Genomic DNA, 15,339 nt, shown 5'->3' with positions numbered 1-15,339 from the left:
CCGTGACGGGCGGGGTGACGCCGCACCAGCTGGCGCAGGCGCTCGGCCTGCCGCCGCCGACCGACGAACAGGCCGCCGTGATCGCGGCGCCGCCGGGCCCCACCCTCGTGGTCGCCGGCGCGGGCGCGGGCAAGACCGAGACGATGGCCGCCCGGGTGGTGTGGATGGTCGCCAACGGGCTCGTGCTGCCGGACGAAGTGCTCGGGCTGACCTTCACACGCAAAGCCGCCCAACAGCTGACCGCCAGGATCCGGACCAGGCTGGCCCGGCTCGCGGGTGCGCCGCTGCTGCGCGAACTGGACCCGAGCGGCCGCCTGCGCGCCCAGCTGACCGGCGCGGAACCGGAGATCAGCACCTACCACTCGTACGCGGGCAGGTTGCTCACCGAACACGGCCTGCTGCTGCCGGTGGAACCGTCGGCGACCCTGCTGACCGCGACCCAGCTCTGGCAGCTCGCCCACCAGGTGGTGCACACCTGGGACGGCGATCTGGAGACCGATCGCACCCCGGTGTCGGTCACCGAGGCGGTGCTCGCGCTGTCCGGGCAGCTGGCCGAGCACCTGGTCGAGCCGGAGGAACTGGCCGAGGCGCACACCGAACTGGCGAAGCTGGTATACACGCTGCCCCCGGGCCCGCGGCAGCGGGGCGGCCCGAGCCAGACCCTGCTGAACATCGTGCAAGTGCAGCGGGAACGGGTAGCGCTGCTACCGCTGGTGCACGAGCTCGCCGAGGCATTGCGCCGACGGGGCGCACTGGACTTCGGCGCGCAGATGTCCCTCGCCGCACGGTTGGCGGCCGAGCACCCCGAGGTCGCCGCCGCCGAACGCGCCCGTTTCCGCTTGGTCCTGCTCGACGAGTACCAGGACACCGGCCACGCCCAGCGGGTCCTGCTCGCCGCCTTGTTCGGCGGCGCGCCGGAGGAGCGGACACCGCAGCCAGCGACTCCGCCCGACATTCCTCCGGGCGATCGTCGCGGCGACGATGCTTCGTCACCCGCGGGCGTTCACACAGTTGCGCAGAGGGCGGCGCTGCCCGGTGTGCGGGAGAGCGTCGTGGCAAGTTCGGACACACTGCCGGAAACCGGGTCCGGGTCGTCATCGACCACCGACGCGCTTCCTGCTCACCCCGCGCAGAGCACGCGGTCGCCGGGCGTCGACGCGAACGACGTCGAAGGACAACCGCGGTTCGCCGGCGCACACGACCCGCGCGCCGTGGCGAGGCGTGCGGACCAACCTTCGCGCCGGCACGAAACGCAGCGACTAGCCGTGACCGCCGTCGGCGACCCGATGCAATCCATCTACGGCTGGCGTGGCGCTTCAGCGGCGAACCTGCCCCGGTTCGCCACCGACTTCCCCAGCGCGCCGGGCGTGCCCGCCCCGACGCTGTCCTTGCTGACCAGCTGGCGCAATCCGCCGGAAGCGCTGGCACTGGCGAATCTGGTCGCGGAACCGTTGCGGCGCAAGGCGTCCGAGAGCGGCGGGGTGACGGTCGATGCCTTGCGCGCCAAGCCCGACGCCGGGCCGGGTGTGGTGGCGCTGGCGCTGACCGACACCGTCGCCGACGAACGGGAGTGGGTGGCCGGGCGAATCGCCGCGGAGTGGGCTGCCCGGCACGCGGCCCAACAGCAGCCGCCCACGTCCGCCGTACTGGTGCGCCGCAATGCCGATGCCGCGCCGCTCGCGGAAGCGCTTCGCGCACAAGGTCTTCCCGTGGAGATCGTCGGACTCGGCGGCTTGCTCGCCACACCGGAGGTCGCCGACGTCGTCGCCACCCTGCGGCTGATCGCCGAACCGGGTGCGGGCAGCGCCGCCATGCGTGTGCTGACCGGCGCGCGCTGGCGCGTCGGGGTCGCCGACATCGCCGCGCTCGCCCGCCGCGCCAGGGACCTGTCCATCCGGCGTCCCGGATCGGAGGGACATACCGAGATCGCCGACGGCGCCGCGCTGGACGAGGCGCTGCGCGAAGTGGCGCCGGAACCCGCCGAACAGGCCGGGCTGGCCGACGCGATCGCCGATCCCGGTCCGCCCGAGCGGTATTCACCCGCCGGGTTCGCCCGCATCGAGGCGCTGGGACGGGAACTGGCCGCGTTGCGCGAACGCAGCGGTCAGCCGTTGGCGGAACTGGTCGCCGATGTCGAGCGCACCATCGGCGTCGGTGTGGAGACCCAGACCCGGCGAGCCATGGCGGGCACCGGGGCCGGACGTGAGCATCTGGACGCGTTCGCCGAGGTGGTGGCCGGGTACGCCGCGGACACCGGCGCCTCGCTCGGCGGACTGCTCGCGTTCCTCGCCGCCGCGGAAGAGGTCGAGAACGGGCTGGAGCCGGGCGAGGTCGAGGTCGCCAAGGACCGGGTGCAGGTGCTGACCGTGCACGCGGCGAAAGGCCTGGAATGGGAGATCGTCGCGGTCCCGCACGTGGTGGAGGGCGTGTTCCCGTCCAAAGTCGGTTCCGGCACGTGGCTGGGCGCGCTCGCCGAGTTGCCCACGTCGCTGCGGGGTGACCGCAGGCAGGACGACGCGGCCGAGGGCGTGCCGGTGCTCGAGCTCACCGACTTGTACGACCGCGCGGACCTCGACCGCGCGATCAAGGCGCACAAGGAGGCGCTGGAGCGCCGCCGGATCGATGAGGAACGGCGCCTGTTCTACGTCGCGCTCACCAGAACCGAACGGGTGCTGCTGGTTTCGGCCCACTACTGGGCGGAGACCGGCAGCACTCCGAAAGGCCCCTCGGATTTCCTGCTGGAGTTGAAGCACGCGCACCAGGACCCCGGCAGCCCGGCGTGCGACGTCTTGGCGATCGACCGCTGGGACGACCCGCCCGCCGCCGACGCCGTCAACCCGTTCACCGACAACCCCGCGGCCGCCGAGTGGCCGCGCGACCCCCTCGGCGCCCGCCGCGAGCCCATCGAACAAGGCGCGGCACTGGTCCGCGCTGCCCTGGCGAATTTGCGCGCCCGTCCCGCCGCCACCGGGCACCACGGCTCGAAGCCGCACGGCGCTACTGGTTCGATCCGCAGAACCAGGTCTGCCCGTGCCGAGATGCCGTCCGCGCCGGACGTCGACGAGCCGGGTTTCGCGGACCGACCGGGCGACTACGGGCCGGGTGATGAGCCGAGTCTCACTGGCGATTCGGCTTCTGGCCTGCCCGGCGCTGAGCCGGAGTTCGAGCATGAGGCGGGCGACTACGGGCCGGGTGACGAGCCGAGTCTCACCGGCGATTCGGCTTCTCGCCTGCCCGGCGATGAGCTGGAGTTCGAGCATGAGGCGGGCGACCACGGGCCCGGCGATGAGCCGAGTCTCACCCGCGATTCGGCTTACTATTCGCCCGGCGATGAGTCGGATTCGCGGATGAATCGACCTACTCCCCGGCCCGCTGACAAGCCGGGGTTCGCGGATGAGTCGGGCTACTACCGGCCCGGTGACGGGCCGGGTTCGCGGATGAGTCGGCCTAATCCTCGTCCCGCTGATGAGCCGGGGTTCGCGGATGAACCGGCCTACTATCCACCCGACGACGAATACCCGCCCGACGATTTCGCGGGGGACTTCGAGGTCGGGTCCATCGAATACGCCGATCCCTACGCGGATATCGAGCCCTATTTCGGTTCGGCGCCGGACCCGGTGGAGGAGTATCTGTCCGCCGACGAACCGGCATTCGCCGCGACCGGCTTCGCTCCGCCCCCGCCAGAGGACATGTACCGCCCGCACGACGCCCGCCTTGCGCCGGATCCTGCCGATCCGGAAGGCTGGGCCGCCGACGTCGACGCCTTGCTCGCCGAACACCACGCGGCCGCGGCCGCCGACGAAGAGGTGGAACTACCCGGACAGATCGCGGCGACCGCCCTGGTAGAGCTGCGGGCCGACCCGGCGAAGCTCGCCGCCCGCCTGCGTCGTCCATTGCCCTACCCGCCGAATCCACTGGCCCGCCGGGGTACCGCGTTCCACGCCTGGGTGCAGCGGTGGTTCGGCTCCACCCGCCTGCTCGGTCTGGACGAACTGCCGGGCGCGGCCGACGGCGGCGCGGCCGACGCGGGCCTGGACGCCGAGCTGAGCGCGATGCAGGAGGCGTTCCTCAACTCGCGCTGGGTCGATCGCAGTCCGATCGAAGTCGAGATCCCGTTCGAAACCTCGATCGCGGGCACCGTGATCCGCGGCCGGATGGACGCGGTATTCGCCGAACCCGGCGGCGGCTGGATCGTGGTCGACTGGAAGACCGGCGCCGAGCCGAGCGCCGCCGAGGAACCGGCGGTCGCCATGCAGCTGGCCGTCTACCGCCTGGCCTGGGCGCGGTTGATGGCCGCCCGCGAGGGACGGCCCGAGCACGAGATGCTGCCCCGGATCGGCGCCGCATTCCACTACGTGCGCACCGGCCGCACCATCGCGCCCCCGAACCTGGCCGGTCCGGACGAACTGGCCGAGCTGATCAGGAACGCCGCGCCCGCCGGCTCACCGCCAGCGACTGAGTGACGAGCGGGATCTGCAGCGGCAGCCGCAGCGCCGAGCCGATCTTCACCAGCCGCGGCGCCTTCTCGCTGGCGAGCATGTCCGCGGCGAACTGCACGTTGGCCGGGAACACCGCGATGAACAGCAGCGCCGCCAGCCGTCCGCCGAAGCCGCGGGTGCGCGGGACCGCGAGGGCGGCGGCGACACCGATCTCGGCCGCGCCGGAGGCGTAGGTGTAGTCGCGGGCGCGTCCGGGCAGGATGCGCGGCACGATCGAATCGAAGGGCTTCGGCCGGACGAAATGCAGCACCCCGGAGCCGAACAGCAGGGCGGCCAGGGCCAGCGCGGGCCGCCGCCCACCGTCGGACACGGACGTCAGCGTATTTTCTGCCATGCAGGCACCCTTACATCTACCCTGCTCGGCGTCGACCCCGGGCTGCTCCGGACGGTCCCACCCGACGTACTCCGAGCCTCGCAACCGGGCAAGCGTCGTCCGCGCGGATACGGGCCGAAGGGCCCGCGAACACCCACTGCCCGACCGCGAAACCGACTCGCTCGCGTTCGAGCGGCCATCCCCGCCCACGACGCAGTTGCCAGCGGCTATCACTCGGACACGACGCCCGAGGGTGAGCCACTTCTCCGTATCCGACGGCATCGCCTCGACCATCCAATTCCGAGGCGAAGCCCAAGAATCTGCCGTAGCGGTCCGGCGCGCTCGGCATGGTCGGCGCTCCCGAGGCGAACAGCGAGCGCCGGTGGGCTCGGGGCAGCCCTACAAGCCCCGGAACCGAGACCTGACGCGACCGGGCCGGCCACGGCCCGAGCGAAAGGGTCGGCAAGGTGACGACCGTGGTTCGTCTCGAGTCCACTCGGTCGCCGCGTACACGGCGATAACGTGATTCGGCCCACTCGCAGGTCGGTCGCCTGCAGCCGTGCGCATTGATCTCGAGTTCGAATGCCAGCGCACCCAGCTCACCTCGACCACGTCTTTCGAGCGAAGCGAGACCGAGCATGGGCCGCGAACACCCAGCGCCGAAGGCGCTGGAAAAACAAACACAGTAGGCTCCCCGGTGTGCCGGAGGGACAAGGATTACCGGGTATGACCGACACGAGCGACGAAACGACGGGTGTGCCCGGTGTTCGGTGACCGAGCGCGCAGCCTGGGCTTGGCCAGCAGGCCCGATTTCGCCCTGGTCGGACTGCTGCGCATCCCGGAAGTGCAGACCAGTCCGTGGATTTCGCTGACCAGACGGGTGCTGTTCGCGACGGGGCTGCTGTTCCTGGCAGCGCTGGTGGTCTACCTCGGACGCGACGGGTACCACGACAATTCGGGCAACGAACTGTCGTTCCTGGACGCGTTCTATTACGCGACGGTGTCGCTGTCGACCACCGGATACGGCGACATCCACCCGGTGACGCCCGAGGCGCGGCTGGCGAACATCGTCATCATCACCCCACTGCGCATCCTGTTCCTGATCGTCCTGGTCGGAACCACGCTGGGCGTGCTGACCGAACGTTCCCGGCAGGCTTTCAAGATTCAGCGATGGAGGCACACCGTGCGCAATCACACCGTGGTCGTCGGATACGGCACGAAGGGGCGGACCGCGATCGACGCCATGCTCGGCGACGGGGTGCAGCCCGCCGACATCGTCGTTGTCGACACCGACGTGGTCGCCTTGGAGGCGGCCGCGAACGCCGGGCTGGTCACGGTGCACGGCTCGGCGAGCCAGTCCGACGTGCTGCGGCTGGCCGGTGTGCAGCACGCCGACTCGGTGGTGGTTGCCACCAATCGCGACGACACCGCCGTGCTGGTCACCCTGACCGCCCGGGAGCTGAACAAGGCCGCCAAGATCGTGGTTTCGATCCGGGAGGCGGAGAACACCCACCTGGTCCGCCAGTCCGGCGCGAACTCGGTGGTGGTGTCCTCGGAGACGGCGGGCCGGTTGCTCGGCATCGCGACCACCACGCCCACGGTCGTGGAGATGATGGAAGACCTGCTCACCCCGGAGGAGGGCTTCGCCGTCGCCGAACGCGAGGTGGAGCCGTCCGAGATCGGCGGCTCGCCACGGCATCTGAGCGATATCGTCCTCGGTGTGGTGCGCAACGGGGTGCTCTACCGCGTGGGCGAGCCGGAAGTCGACGCGGTCGAGGCGGGCGACAAGCTGTTGTACATCCGTCGAGCGGGCAAGTGACCCCGGCGCGAACCGGCCGCACAGCTTCGGCGATAGTCTCGAACCGTGTCGGCATTTCAGCTCAATAGCGTTCCGTTGCTCTCCCGTTCTGTCGTCGACAGGGCCGAGCACATCCGAGGTGATGCCCAGGCCCTGAAGGAGGGCTGGGCCGAGGCCAGGCTCCTGCGGATCAACCGCCGCGGGCAGGTGCGCCTCGACGAAAGCGCCCTGATCCTGGACCCGGCCGTGGAGTTCTCCGCCGAGCCGAGCCCGGACGCGGTGTTCCTCGGTGTAGAGGAGGGCGTCCATCTGTGGGCGGTGCGTGATCCGGAGCTGGAGGGCGCGCTGACCGACCTGCGCGCGCTGGCCGGCGGCGCCGTCGACGACCGCACCGCCGCGTTGCTCTCGACCGCGATCGCGTTGCTGAACTGGCACGACAAGGCGGGGTTCCACGGCGCGGACGGCACCGTCACCATGTCGGCCAAGGCGGGCTGGTCGCGCGTCACCGAGAGCGGTTACGAGGAGTTCCCGCGCATCGATCCGGCGGTGATCTGCCTGATCCACGACGGTGGGGAGCGGGTGCTGCTCGCCCGCCAGGCCAGCTGGCCGAAGTCGCTGTTCTCGCTGCTGGCCGGGTTCGTCGAGGCGGGCGAGTCGCTGGAGCGCTGCGTGGAGCGCGAGATGCGCGAGGAAGTCGGCCTCGACGTGCGCGAGATCACCTACCTGGGCAGCCAGCCGTGGCCGTTCCCGCGCTCGCTGATGCTCGGGTTCGCCGCGGTGGCCGACCCCACACAGCCGCTGACCTTCACCGATGGTGAGATCGCCGAGGCCGACTGGTTCACCCGCGCACAGGTGCGCGAAGCGTTGGCGGTGGGCGACTGGTCGAATCGGGACGGGGGCGCCCGGTTGCTGCTGCCCGGCTCGATCTCGATCGCGCGCACGATCATCGAATCCTGGGCCGCGATCGACTAGCGCGCGCGGGCCGATGCGACCCGCGCGCGGCGGCTGATCAGGACAGACCGGCGAGGACCTGCTTGACTGCCGCCAGCGACGGGTTCGTCGCGGTGGAACCGTCGGCGAACTTCACGGTGGGCACGACGTGGTTGCCCCCGTTCACGCTGCCGACGAATTCGGCCGACGCCGGGTCTTGCTCGATATCGATCTCGACGTAGCCGATGCCCGCCTCGTCCAGCTGCTTCTTGAGCCTGCGGCAGTAGCCGCACCAGGTGGTCGAGTACATCGTCAGGGTGGGGTTCGCGTCAGTCACGGACACTGCAACGCCGGACGTCCGCGCACTGTTCCAACTCGAACGATATCCCGACTTGCGCGGCATTTAGTATGCGCGCATACTAAATGCATGACGATCATCGCCACCGCGCAGGCCACCTCCAGTGCGCCGCCGACCGCCTTCTTCGCCCGCTGGGCCGACATGGCCACCTGGCCGGAGTGGAACACCGACACCGAGTGGGTGCGCTTGGACGGACCGTTCGCCGAGGGCGCCACCGGGACGTTGCGGCCGAAAGGCGGCCCGAAGATCCGGTTCGTCGTCGCGCGTCTGACCGATCGCGAGTTCGTCGACGTCTCGAAGCTGTTCGGCGCGCGGCTCACCTTCGCCCACGAGGTCGCCGTCGCGGAAAACCGCACCACGGTCACCGTCACGGTCTCGATCGACGGACCGCTGCGCTTGTTGTGGACCAAGATCCTGGGCGCCGACTTGGCGAAATCCGTGCAGCCCGACCTGGACGCACTGGTGGCCGTCGCCGAGGGGGTCCCGGCATGAGTGCTACCGGTTCGAGCACGAAGTACTGGCTTGCCGTCGTGTCCAGGGAACATGTCCGGCGCGGTGTCGAGCTGGGCATCGCCCAGGCGAACCACGGCAAGCGCGCTGCGGTGGAACGCATGCGGCCGGGCGACGGATTGGTGTACTACTCGCCGCGCGAGGGCATGCGGGCCGGAGCGCCGGTGCGCTCGTTCACCGCGATCGGCACCATCGACGACCACCCGGCCTGGCAGGCCGACCCGCAGGACGGCGGTTGCTTCCGGCCGTGGCGCCGTTCGGTCAGCTACCGAGCCGAAGCGCGGGAGGCGCCGATCGATACGCTGCGTGACGAACTGGACCTCACCAGCGTGCCGAACTGGGGGATGATCCTGCGTCGTGGCCTGATAGAACTCAGCCCGCACGACTACGCGCAGATCGCGCGGGAGATGACCGACGAGTGAGGGAGGCCGATGCACGAGGCGGGGGACGGCGGACTGCGTTCCAGATTTCGCGCGGCAGAGGAAAGTCCCGGACTGTTGCTGTGGCAAGTGACCAACCGCTGGCAGGCGGCACAGCGGGCGGCGCTCGCTCCCTTCGACCTGACCCACGTGCAATTCGTGCTGCTGGCTTCGCTCACCTACCTCGCCGCCGGCCGCGAAGATCCGGTCCGGCAGCGTGACCTGGCGGAATACGCCGCCACCGATCCGATGATGACTTCTCAGGTGTTGCGCGCCCTGGCGCAGAAGGGTCTGATCGAACGCCGCGACCACCCCAGCGACCGCCGGGCGAAGGCCCTGGTCGCCACCGAAGCGGGCGTGGCGCTGGTGAACCGGGCCATCGTCGCGGTGGAGGAATGCGACGCGGAGTTCTTCGCGCCGCTCGGCTCGCAAGACAGCGCCCCCTTCGCTCGTTCCCTGCGGTTGCTGAGCGACCGCTGAACGCCACGCGCCCGGCCGCCCGAAGCGGCGACGAGGCGTACAACGGGCGGTCGCGTGCGGCGCACGGCTACCGCGCCGATGCCGTCTCTTGCCTCGGTGCCGGTCTGCTCGCGAGCGGCTGCTCCCGACCGCGACCGGTTGTGTGTCGGTGGGCGCTGTCATGATGGATCGCGTGCCCGCTCTCGACCTCGCAGACCTCGATCCCGAGCAGGCCGCCGCCGTGCGAGCACCGCGCGGCCCGGTGTGCGTGCTCGCGGGCGCGGGCACCGGAAAGACCAGGACCATCACCTATCGCATCGCGCATCAGATCGCGCAGGGGCACGTCAAAGCCGATCAGGTGCTCGCGGTGACGTTCACCGCTCGGGCCGCTGGGGAACTGCGGACCCGGCTGCGGGCCCTCGGTCTCGGCGGGGAAGCGACCCAGGTGCAGGCGCGGACGTTCCACGCGGCGGCGTTGCGGCAGCTGAAGTACTTCTGGCCGCAGATCGTCGGCGACGTGCCGTGGCGGCTGATCGATGCGAAATTCCCGATCGTCGCGCAGGCGGCGCACCAGGCCGGGCTGTCCACGGCCACTGACAGCGTGCGCGACCTGCTGAGCGAAATCGAGTGGGCGAAAGCCTCGCTCATCGCTCCGGAGGATTACACGGCGGCGGTCGCGAAGCAGCGGCGCGAGACGCCCTACGAGGCACTGCGTGTCGCGGACGTCTACGCGGGTTACGAGAAGCTCAAGGCGACGCCGGACGGGCTGCTGCTGGATTTCGACGACCTGCTGCTGCATACGGCCGCAGCGCTGGAGGACTATCCGGCGGTGGCCGACGAATTCCGCGGCCGCTACCGCAGTTTCGTCGTCGACGAGTACCAGGACGTCACCCCGCTGCAACAGCGCGTGCTCGATGCTTGGCTCGGCGACCGCGACGACCTGACCGTCGTCGGCGACGCCAACCAGACCATCTATTCGTTCACCGGCGCCACGCCGAGCTACCTGCTGGACTTCTCCCGGCGCTTCCCCGACGCCACCGTGGTCCGGCTGGAACGCGACTATCGGTCGACTCCGCAGGTGGTGTCGCTGGCCAATCGGGTGATCGGAGCGGCGCGCGGGCGCATCGCGGGTACCAGGCTGCAACTGATCGGCCAGCGCGCCGACGGGCCCGAGCCGGTGTTCGCCGAATACGACGACGCGCCGGCGGAGGCCGCGGCGGTGGCCGAGGCGATCGGCCGGCTCGTCGCGGCGGGCACACCGACCGCCGAGATCGCCGTGCTCTATCGGATCAACGCCCACTCGGAGAGCTACGAGCAGGCGCTCACCGAGCGCGGTATCCCCTACCAGGTGCGCGGCGGCGAGGGCTTCTTCGCGCGCGCCGAGGTCAGGCAGGCCGTGCAGGCACTGCGGCAAGCCGCCGCCCGCGACGACCTGCCCGACCAGGCGCGCAGCGGCAACTCCCTGGTCTCGCTGGTCCGCGCGGTGCTCGCGCCGCTCGGCCTTACCGCCACGGAACCCGCGGGCGCCCAGGCGCGTGAACGTTGGACCTCGCTGGTCGCGCTGGTGCGGCTGACCGAGGAACTCGTCGGCCACGACGACCGGCTCGACCTCACCGGGCTGCTGCGCGAGCTCGCGACTCGCGCCGAGGCCAGGCATCCACCCACGGTGCAGGGCGTCACGCTGGCCTCCCTGCACGCCGCCAAGGGGTTGGAGTGGGACGCGGTGTTCCTCGTCGGGCTGTCGGACGGAACCATGCCGATCGCGCACGTCCTCGCCGACGACGGCTCCGTCGCCGACGAGGCGGCGCTCGAGGAGGAACGGCGGCTGCTCTACGTCGGGGTCACCAGGGCGCGCGAACATCTGCGGCTGTCCTGGGCGCTGGCCAGGAACGAGGGCGGCAGGCGCAGCAGGCGGCGTTCGCGCTTCCTCAACGGTCTCGTGCCGGATGATTCGCCCGCCTCGCGGATCGCGGCACCGCCGTCGGCCCCGAACGGTGTCCGCCCGACCTGCCGGGTCTGCGCGAAACCGCTGATCGGCACCTACGCGACCATGCTCGGCCGCTGCCGCCGTTGCCCGGCCGAGCTGGACGCGGAATTGCTTGCCGCACTGCGGGACTGGCGTGCGGAGAAGGCGGAGGCGCTGCGGGTGCGCGAATTCGTCGTGTTCACCGACACCACGCTCACCGCGATCGCCGAACAACAGCCCGCCGACGACGCCGCGCTGGCCGCGATCGCGGGCATCGGTGCGAAGAAGATCGACCAGTTCGGCGCAGATGTGCTCGCGATCGTGGCGTCCCGGCTTCGATCCACATCACAAAACCGCAGGTAGAAAATAGGTTGTCCCGCTCGACGATCTTGCCTATGGTGGATTTCACGCACCGGGAGGGCATCTCGGCGCGCACAGTTACCGACACACAACGAGTACAGGAGGGAGGCAGAGCAATGGACAACATCATGAACTTCGGCGCCAGTGGCGTTGCGGTCTATGCGCCCATGGCGGCCTCCCGGGGGATCCTCGCCTTGCAGGGGATCGGTCTGTCCGGAATCGGTGCGTTCGGCATGTCCGGCACGCAAGTGAATTGCCTTGCCATGCATGCGTCGAACCGCACCCAGATTCAGGGCAAGCCCAGCGCGGGCTGGCACCCGACGGCTGTCGAGGCAGCAGTCGGTGTCTTCGCGGATGAAGTCGGCTTCGAGCCGGCGGATCCGCGGGCAGCACGCCTCCGCACCGCACACCCAGCGACCGTGAACAGGACTCGACACAGATGTCGACCTAGGTAGGGAACTCCTCCCCGACCTCCTGGCCACGGATCGCAAGACAGCGAAACCGTGGCCAGTATTCTCCGGCCCTTCAGCCGACCGGCACCGGTTTCGCCACAACAAACGAACCGCTGCAAACGAGCTGAAGGAGAACGACGTGTTCACCGCACAGAGTTGGCCGCAGGCCACTACTGACGTGACATGCCGAACTGTGGCGTCGCCTACTCGGACCCAGGAGATCACCAAGGTCCTGCCCTGCCGCGCTGGAGACCCGGACCTCTGGTTCGCCGAGAGCCCGGTCCAGTTGGAGCAGGCCAAGGCGCTGTGCGCGACCTGCCCGATCCGCAAAGGCTGCCTGAGCGCCGCCATGGATCGTGGTGAGCCATGGGGTGTTTGGGGCGGTGAGATCTTCGACCAGGGTGTCGTGATCGCCCGCAAGCGTCCCCGTGGTCGTCCGCGCAAGGTCGCGGTCCCGGCATGAGCCGGGGAGTGACTTCCCTCCCTCCGGTCGATGTGCTCGATTCGGTCGGTCCCGGCACGGGCCGAGCCAACGAACGAGAAAGCAGACCAGCCGCCCACCGTTGTCTGGTGGGCGGCTGGTCTGCTTTGCAGCGCCTGCGGCGCTGCGTGTTCGCGGCCCCGGCAAGTCTCGGCGTGAGCTATCGCTTCGACCGAGTTCGAGGGGGTTCAGCTCAGGAGGCGGTGCGTTCCTCGGTGAAGCCGGGCATCCAGGTGCGGACCAATTGCATGAACGGCAGTTCGGCGTCGAGTTGCGCCAGGATGCCGACGGAGCCGCCGAGTACCCGGAAGATCATCACGTATTGCGCCGGAAGTTGCAGTGCGCGTGCGGTTTTCATCTCCGGGCTGGAGATCTCCGAAGCCTTGCCCGCGACCCGCTGCATCCACCTGCGGGTGAAGTGGAACGAGTCGGCCTGGATCGGGTCGGTGAACGGCCGCAGGTAGTCGGCGATCTCCTGGTGGGTGACCACTCGGCCGGGGATCACCCAGCCGTGGTCGTACAGCAGTTCGGTGAGTTCGGCGAATCGCTCCTCGACCGCGAGGGCCAGCATTCGGCCCAGCACCGGGGGGAAACCGTCCGGCATCGGTGCGCAGGCTCCGAAATCGATCACCGCCAACTTGCCGTCGGGCAGCATCATGAAATTGCCCGGGTGCGGGTCGGCGTGCAGGAGTCCGACCACCTCCGGGGAGGAGAAGTGGAACCGGCCCATCAGCCCCGCGACGCGATTGCGCAGCGCACGGGTGCCCTCCGGATCCTCGGCGCCCTGCTTGATGATCGTGGAGACGGGGACGCCGTCCAGCCATTCGGTGACGATCACCTTCGGCGCGCTCGCCACCACCTTCGGCACCACGATCTCGGCGTGCCCGTCGAAGCCCTTGGCGAATGCGCGCTGGTTGGCGGCTTCGTTGCGGTAGTCCAGCTCCTCTTCGGTGCGCTCGGTGATCTCGGCGAGAATCGGCTTCACGTCCGCGCCGGGGATCACGGAAGCGACCAGACCGGACATGCGAGACAGGGTCTTGAGATCGGCGCGCAGCGCCTCGTCGGCGCCGGGGTACTGCACCTTCACCGCGACGGTGCGCCCGTCCGACCACACCGCCCGGTGCACCTGCCCGATGCTGGCCGACGCGGCCGGGGCGTCGTCGAACTCACGGAAGCGGGTCCGCCACTGGGTGCCGAGCTGCTGGTCGAGCACGCGGTGGACGGTCGCGGCCGGCATCGGCGGCGCGGCGGCCTGCAGCTTGGTGAGCGCCTCGCGATAGTGCTCGCCGAACTCCTCGGGGACCGCGGCCTCCATCACGCTGAGCGCCTGCCCGAACTTCATCGCGCCGCCCTTGAGCTCGCCGAGCACCGTGAACAGCTGCTCCGCGGCCTTCTGATTGAGCTGCGCGTTGATCTCCGACTTGTCGCCTCCGGCGAGCTTCTTGCCGAACCCCACGGCCGCTCGCCCGGCTATGCCGAGTGGAATCTTGGCCAACTTGGCGTTGCGGGACGAGCGACGGCGCACGATCTCAGACACGTACCCATCATGGCGGACGGACCGGCCGGTCGGCCACGGCAATCTTGATCACCATCGGCTTCAGTGCCCATGACCTGCGGAAACGAGTGCGCACATGCATGCGGGGTACCGGTCGCGTCCGCGCCGACCGAGGGTGTGAATCCGAATTCAGTTCGAGAGTCGCGTTCGGGATGGCGGGGCTCATCCAGGGCAGATCAGCTTCAGCGAGGTATCCGGCCGCCAGTCCAGCGCGGCGAAGGTGATCTTGTCCCGCGCCCGCCACGCCCACGGTGCGGAGTCAGTGACCGACGTCGCCGTCGGTGGGATGGACCGATGCGGTTCGTGCTCGCGGTCGCCAGATGAGTTCCTGGGTGGAGGCATCACGGCGGTATTCCGACGCCGTGCGCTGCGGAAAGGTGCACGCACCCGCAGTCGGGATGGCGGTCCCATCGGCGGCGATCGAGGGTGTGGGAGTCCAAGTCCAGTTCCAGCGTCGCGTTCAAGGTGGCGGGGGTTCGTCGGGGCGAGCAGTCGATGATCGTTTCGAGTTCGGCGAGGGCGATTGCCGTGGTGGCGGCGATTCCGGCGGGGGAGGCGTGGCCGATGCGGCCGAGTAGTTGGGCCGCCAGGTGTGGCCAGTCGGTGTCGTTCCGTGCGCGGATCAGGTCCGCGCAGCGCAGGCAGCTGGTGACGCCCGGCAACACCAAGGGACCGATGACGCCCTTGCTGTCGCGGATGCGCAGTGAAAGATGCGGGATCTGGTGCAGCACTAGATCACTCACCAGTCGGGGGTCGGGCATCAGCGTGTCGGCGAGCACCACGAGGTCCACTCCCCAGGACCGCGCCGTCGCCGTACCGGTGGGGTAGTCCCGGGAACGGCTCGGCCGCATACCGAGCGCCCGCAAGCCGGCCGACACCGCGTCCGACAGCGGCCCGAGGCCGTGTACTCGCACTGTTCGCACGTGACCGGCCCGGTCCTCCGGGTGGTCCAGCAGTCCGGCTTCGTCGACCAGCGTGAGCAATGCCACGGCGCGTTCGGCATCGATACCGCATTCTCCGGCGCGCCAGATGATCTGCGGCTTGGTGCGCAGACCGTCGAGCAGGCGGAGGAAGGTGACGACGGTCTCGGCGTCCATGCCTTCCGGATCGAGCACCACGGCGGTTTCCGGATCGCAACCGAGTTGGACGACGCCGGTAGGGCGGACCAGGACGGTAACCCGCGGACGCAATCGAGGACCACGACACATCGTTGTCATGTCATCAGTATGCGAACCCTGC

14 protein-coding genes are annotated in these 15,339 nt (G+C 69.8%); 9 read left to right on the top strand and 5 right to left on the bottom strand.

What is annotated here, in order from left to right; all coding sequences use genetic code 11:
• Positions 1-2 precede the first annotated feature (2 nt).
• Positions 3-4,463, top strand: a complete 4,461-nt coding sequence (locus tag ACL03I_RS27580) for an ATP-dependent helicase (protein WP_412807302.1) — start codon at positions 3-5, stop codon at positions 4,461-4,463.
• Here the strand turns inward: ACL03I_RS27580 and ACL03I_RS27575 are convergent.
• Positions 4,420-4,833: a DoxX family protein gene (locus tag ACL03I_RS27575; RefSeq protein WP_412807301.1), complete on the bottom strand. Its 414-nt coding sequence runs from the start codon at positions 4,831-4,833 to the stop codon at positions 4,420-4,422. The two genes, ACL03I_RS27580 and ACL03I_RS27575, sit on opposite strands and share 44 nt — an antisense overlap.
• Positions 4,834-5,575: 742 nt before the next feature.
• Between ACL03I_RS27575 and ACL03I_RS27570 the strand changes: the two genes are divergently transcribed.
• Together ACL03I_RS27570 and nudC are read left to right on the top strand one after the other, a co-directional pair.
• A complete protein-coding gene (locus ACL03I_RS27570; protein WP_355079967.1) occupies positions 5,576-6,631 on the top strand; it encodes a potassium channel family protein in 1,056 nt (351 codons plus the stop codon).
• Positions 6,632-6,676: 45 nt separating this feature from the next.
• A complete protein-coding gene (gene nudC, locus ACL03I_RS27565) occupies positions 6,677-7,582 on the top strand; it encodes an NAD(+) diphosphatase (protein WP_355079965.1) in 906 nt (301 codons plus the stop codon).
• A gap of 37 nt (positions 7,583-7,619) precedes the next feature.
• Here nudC and ACL03I_RS27560 read toward each other — a convergent pair whose 3' ends face one another.
• Positions 7,620-7,850 carry a mycoredoxin gene (locus ACL03I_RS27560; protein ID WP_379256129.1) on the bottom strand — a complete coding sequence of 77 codons (231 nt, stop codon included), beginning with the start codon at positions 7,848-7,850 and terminating at the stop codon, positions 7,620-7,622.
• Between the two features lie 117 nt (positions 7,851-7,967).
• On the opposite strand from ACL03I_RS27560, the gene ACL03I_RS27555 reads away from it, so the two are divergent.
• The 6 genes from ACL03I_RS27555 to ACL03I_RS27530 all read left to right on the top strand — a co-directional run bounded on the left by ACL03I_RS27555 (position 7,968) and on the right by ACL03I_RS27530 (position 12,527).
• Positions 7,968-8,390, top strand: a complete 423-nt coding sequence (locus ACL03I_RS27555) for an SRPBCC family protein (RefSeq protein WP_355079961.1) — start codon at positions 7,968-7,970, stop codon at positions 8,388-8,390.
• Complete coding sequence (locus ACL03I_RS27550; protein ID WP_412807300.1) at positions 8,387-8,830, top strand: EVE domain-containing protein; 444 nt, start codon at positions 8,387-8,389, stop codon at positions 8,828-8,830. The genes ACL03I_RS27555 and ACL03I_RS27550 overlap by 4 nt, the downstream gene beginning before the upstream one ends.
• Positions 8,831-8,839: 9 nt before the next feature.
• Positions 8,840-9,307 (top strand): MarR family winged helix-turn-helix transcriptional regulator, encoded by a 468-nt coding sequence (locus ACL03I_RS27545; RefSeq protein ID WP_355079957.1) that lies wholly within the window; start codon positions 8,840-8,842, stop codon positions 9,305-9,307.
• 160 nt (positions 9,308-9,467) lie between these two features.
• Positions 9,468-11,615 carry an ATP-dependent DNA helicase UvrD2 gene (locus ACL03I_RS27540; protein WP_356960790.1) on the top strand — a complete coding sequence of 716 codons (2,148 nt, stop codon included), beginning with the start codon at positions 9,468-9,470 and terminating at the stop codon, positions 11,613-11,615.
• Between the two features lie 113 nt (positions 11,616-11,728).
• Positions 11,729-12,067 (top strand): hypothetical protein, encoded by a 339-nt coding sequence (locus ACL03I_RS27535; protein ID WP_355079953.1) that lies wholly within the window; start codon positions 11,729-11,731, stop codon positions 12,065-12,067.
• A 136-nt stretch (positions 12,068-12,203) separates the two neighbouring features.
• Positions 12,204-12,527, top strand: coding sequence for a WhiB family transcriptional regulator (locus ACL03I_RS27530; RefSeq protein WP_379256123.1), 324 nt, complete (start codon positions 12,204-12,206; stop codon positions 12,525-12,527).
• A 211-nt stretch (positions 12,528-12,738) separates the two neighbouring features.
• Here the strand turns inward: ACL03I_RS27530 and ACL03I_RS27525 are convergent, their stop codons facing one another.
• The 3 genes from ACL03I_RS27525 to ACL03I_RS27515 all read right to left on the bottom strand — a co-directional run bounded on the left by ACL03I_RS27525 (position 12,739) and on the right by ACL03I_RS27515 (position 15,317).
• On the bottom strand, positions 12,739-14,082 hold the full coding sequence (locus tag ACL03I_RS27525) for an ABC1 kinase family protein (RefSeq protein WP_355079951.1): 1,344 nt from the start codon (positions 14,080-14,082) through the stop codon (positions 12,739-12,741).
• Positions 14,083-14,262: 180 nt separating this feature from the next.
• Positions 14,263-14,442 carry a hypothetical protein gene (locus tag ACL03I_RS27520; RefSeq protein WP_412807299.1) on the bottom strand — a complete coding sequence of 60 codons (180 nt, stop codon included), beginning with the start codon at positions 14,440-14,442 and terminating at the stop codon, positions 14,263-14,265.
• Positions 14,442-15,317 carry a hypothetical protein gene (locus ACL03I_RS27515; RefSeq protein ID WP_356960793.1) on the bottom strand — a complete coding sequence of 292 codons (876 nt, stop codon included), beginning with the start codon at positions 15,315-15,317 and terminating at the stop codon, positions 14,442-14,444. The genes ACL03I_RS27520 and ACL03I_RS27515 overlap by 1 nt, the downstream gene beginning before the upstream one ends.
• Positions 15,318-15,339: the final 22 nt, after the last annotated feature.

Source organism: Nocardia sichangensis (genome assembly GCF_047200615.1).
In the GTDB taxonomy this organism is placed as follows: Bacteria; Actinomycetota; Actinomycetes; order Mycobacteriales; family Mycobacteriaceae; genus Nocardia; species Nocardia sichangensis.
This window is presented reverse-complemented; position numbering and strand designations above follow the sequence as displayed.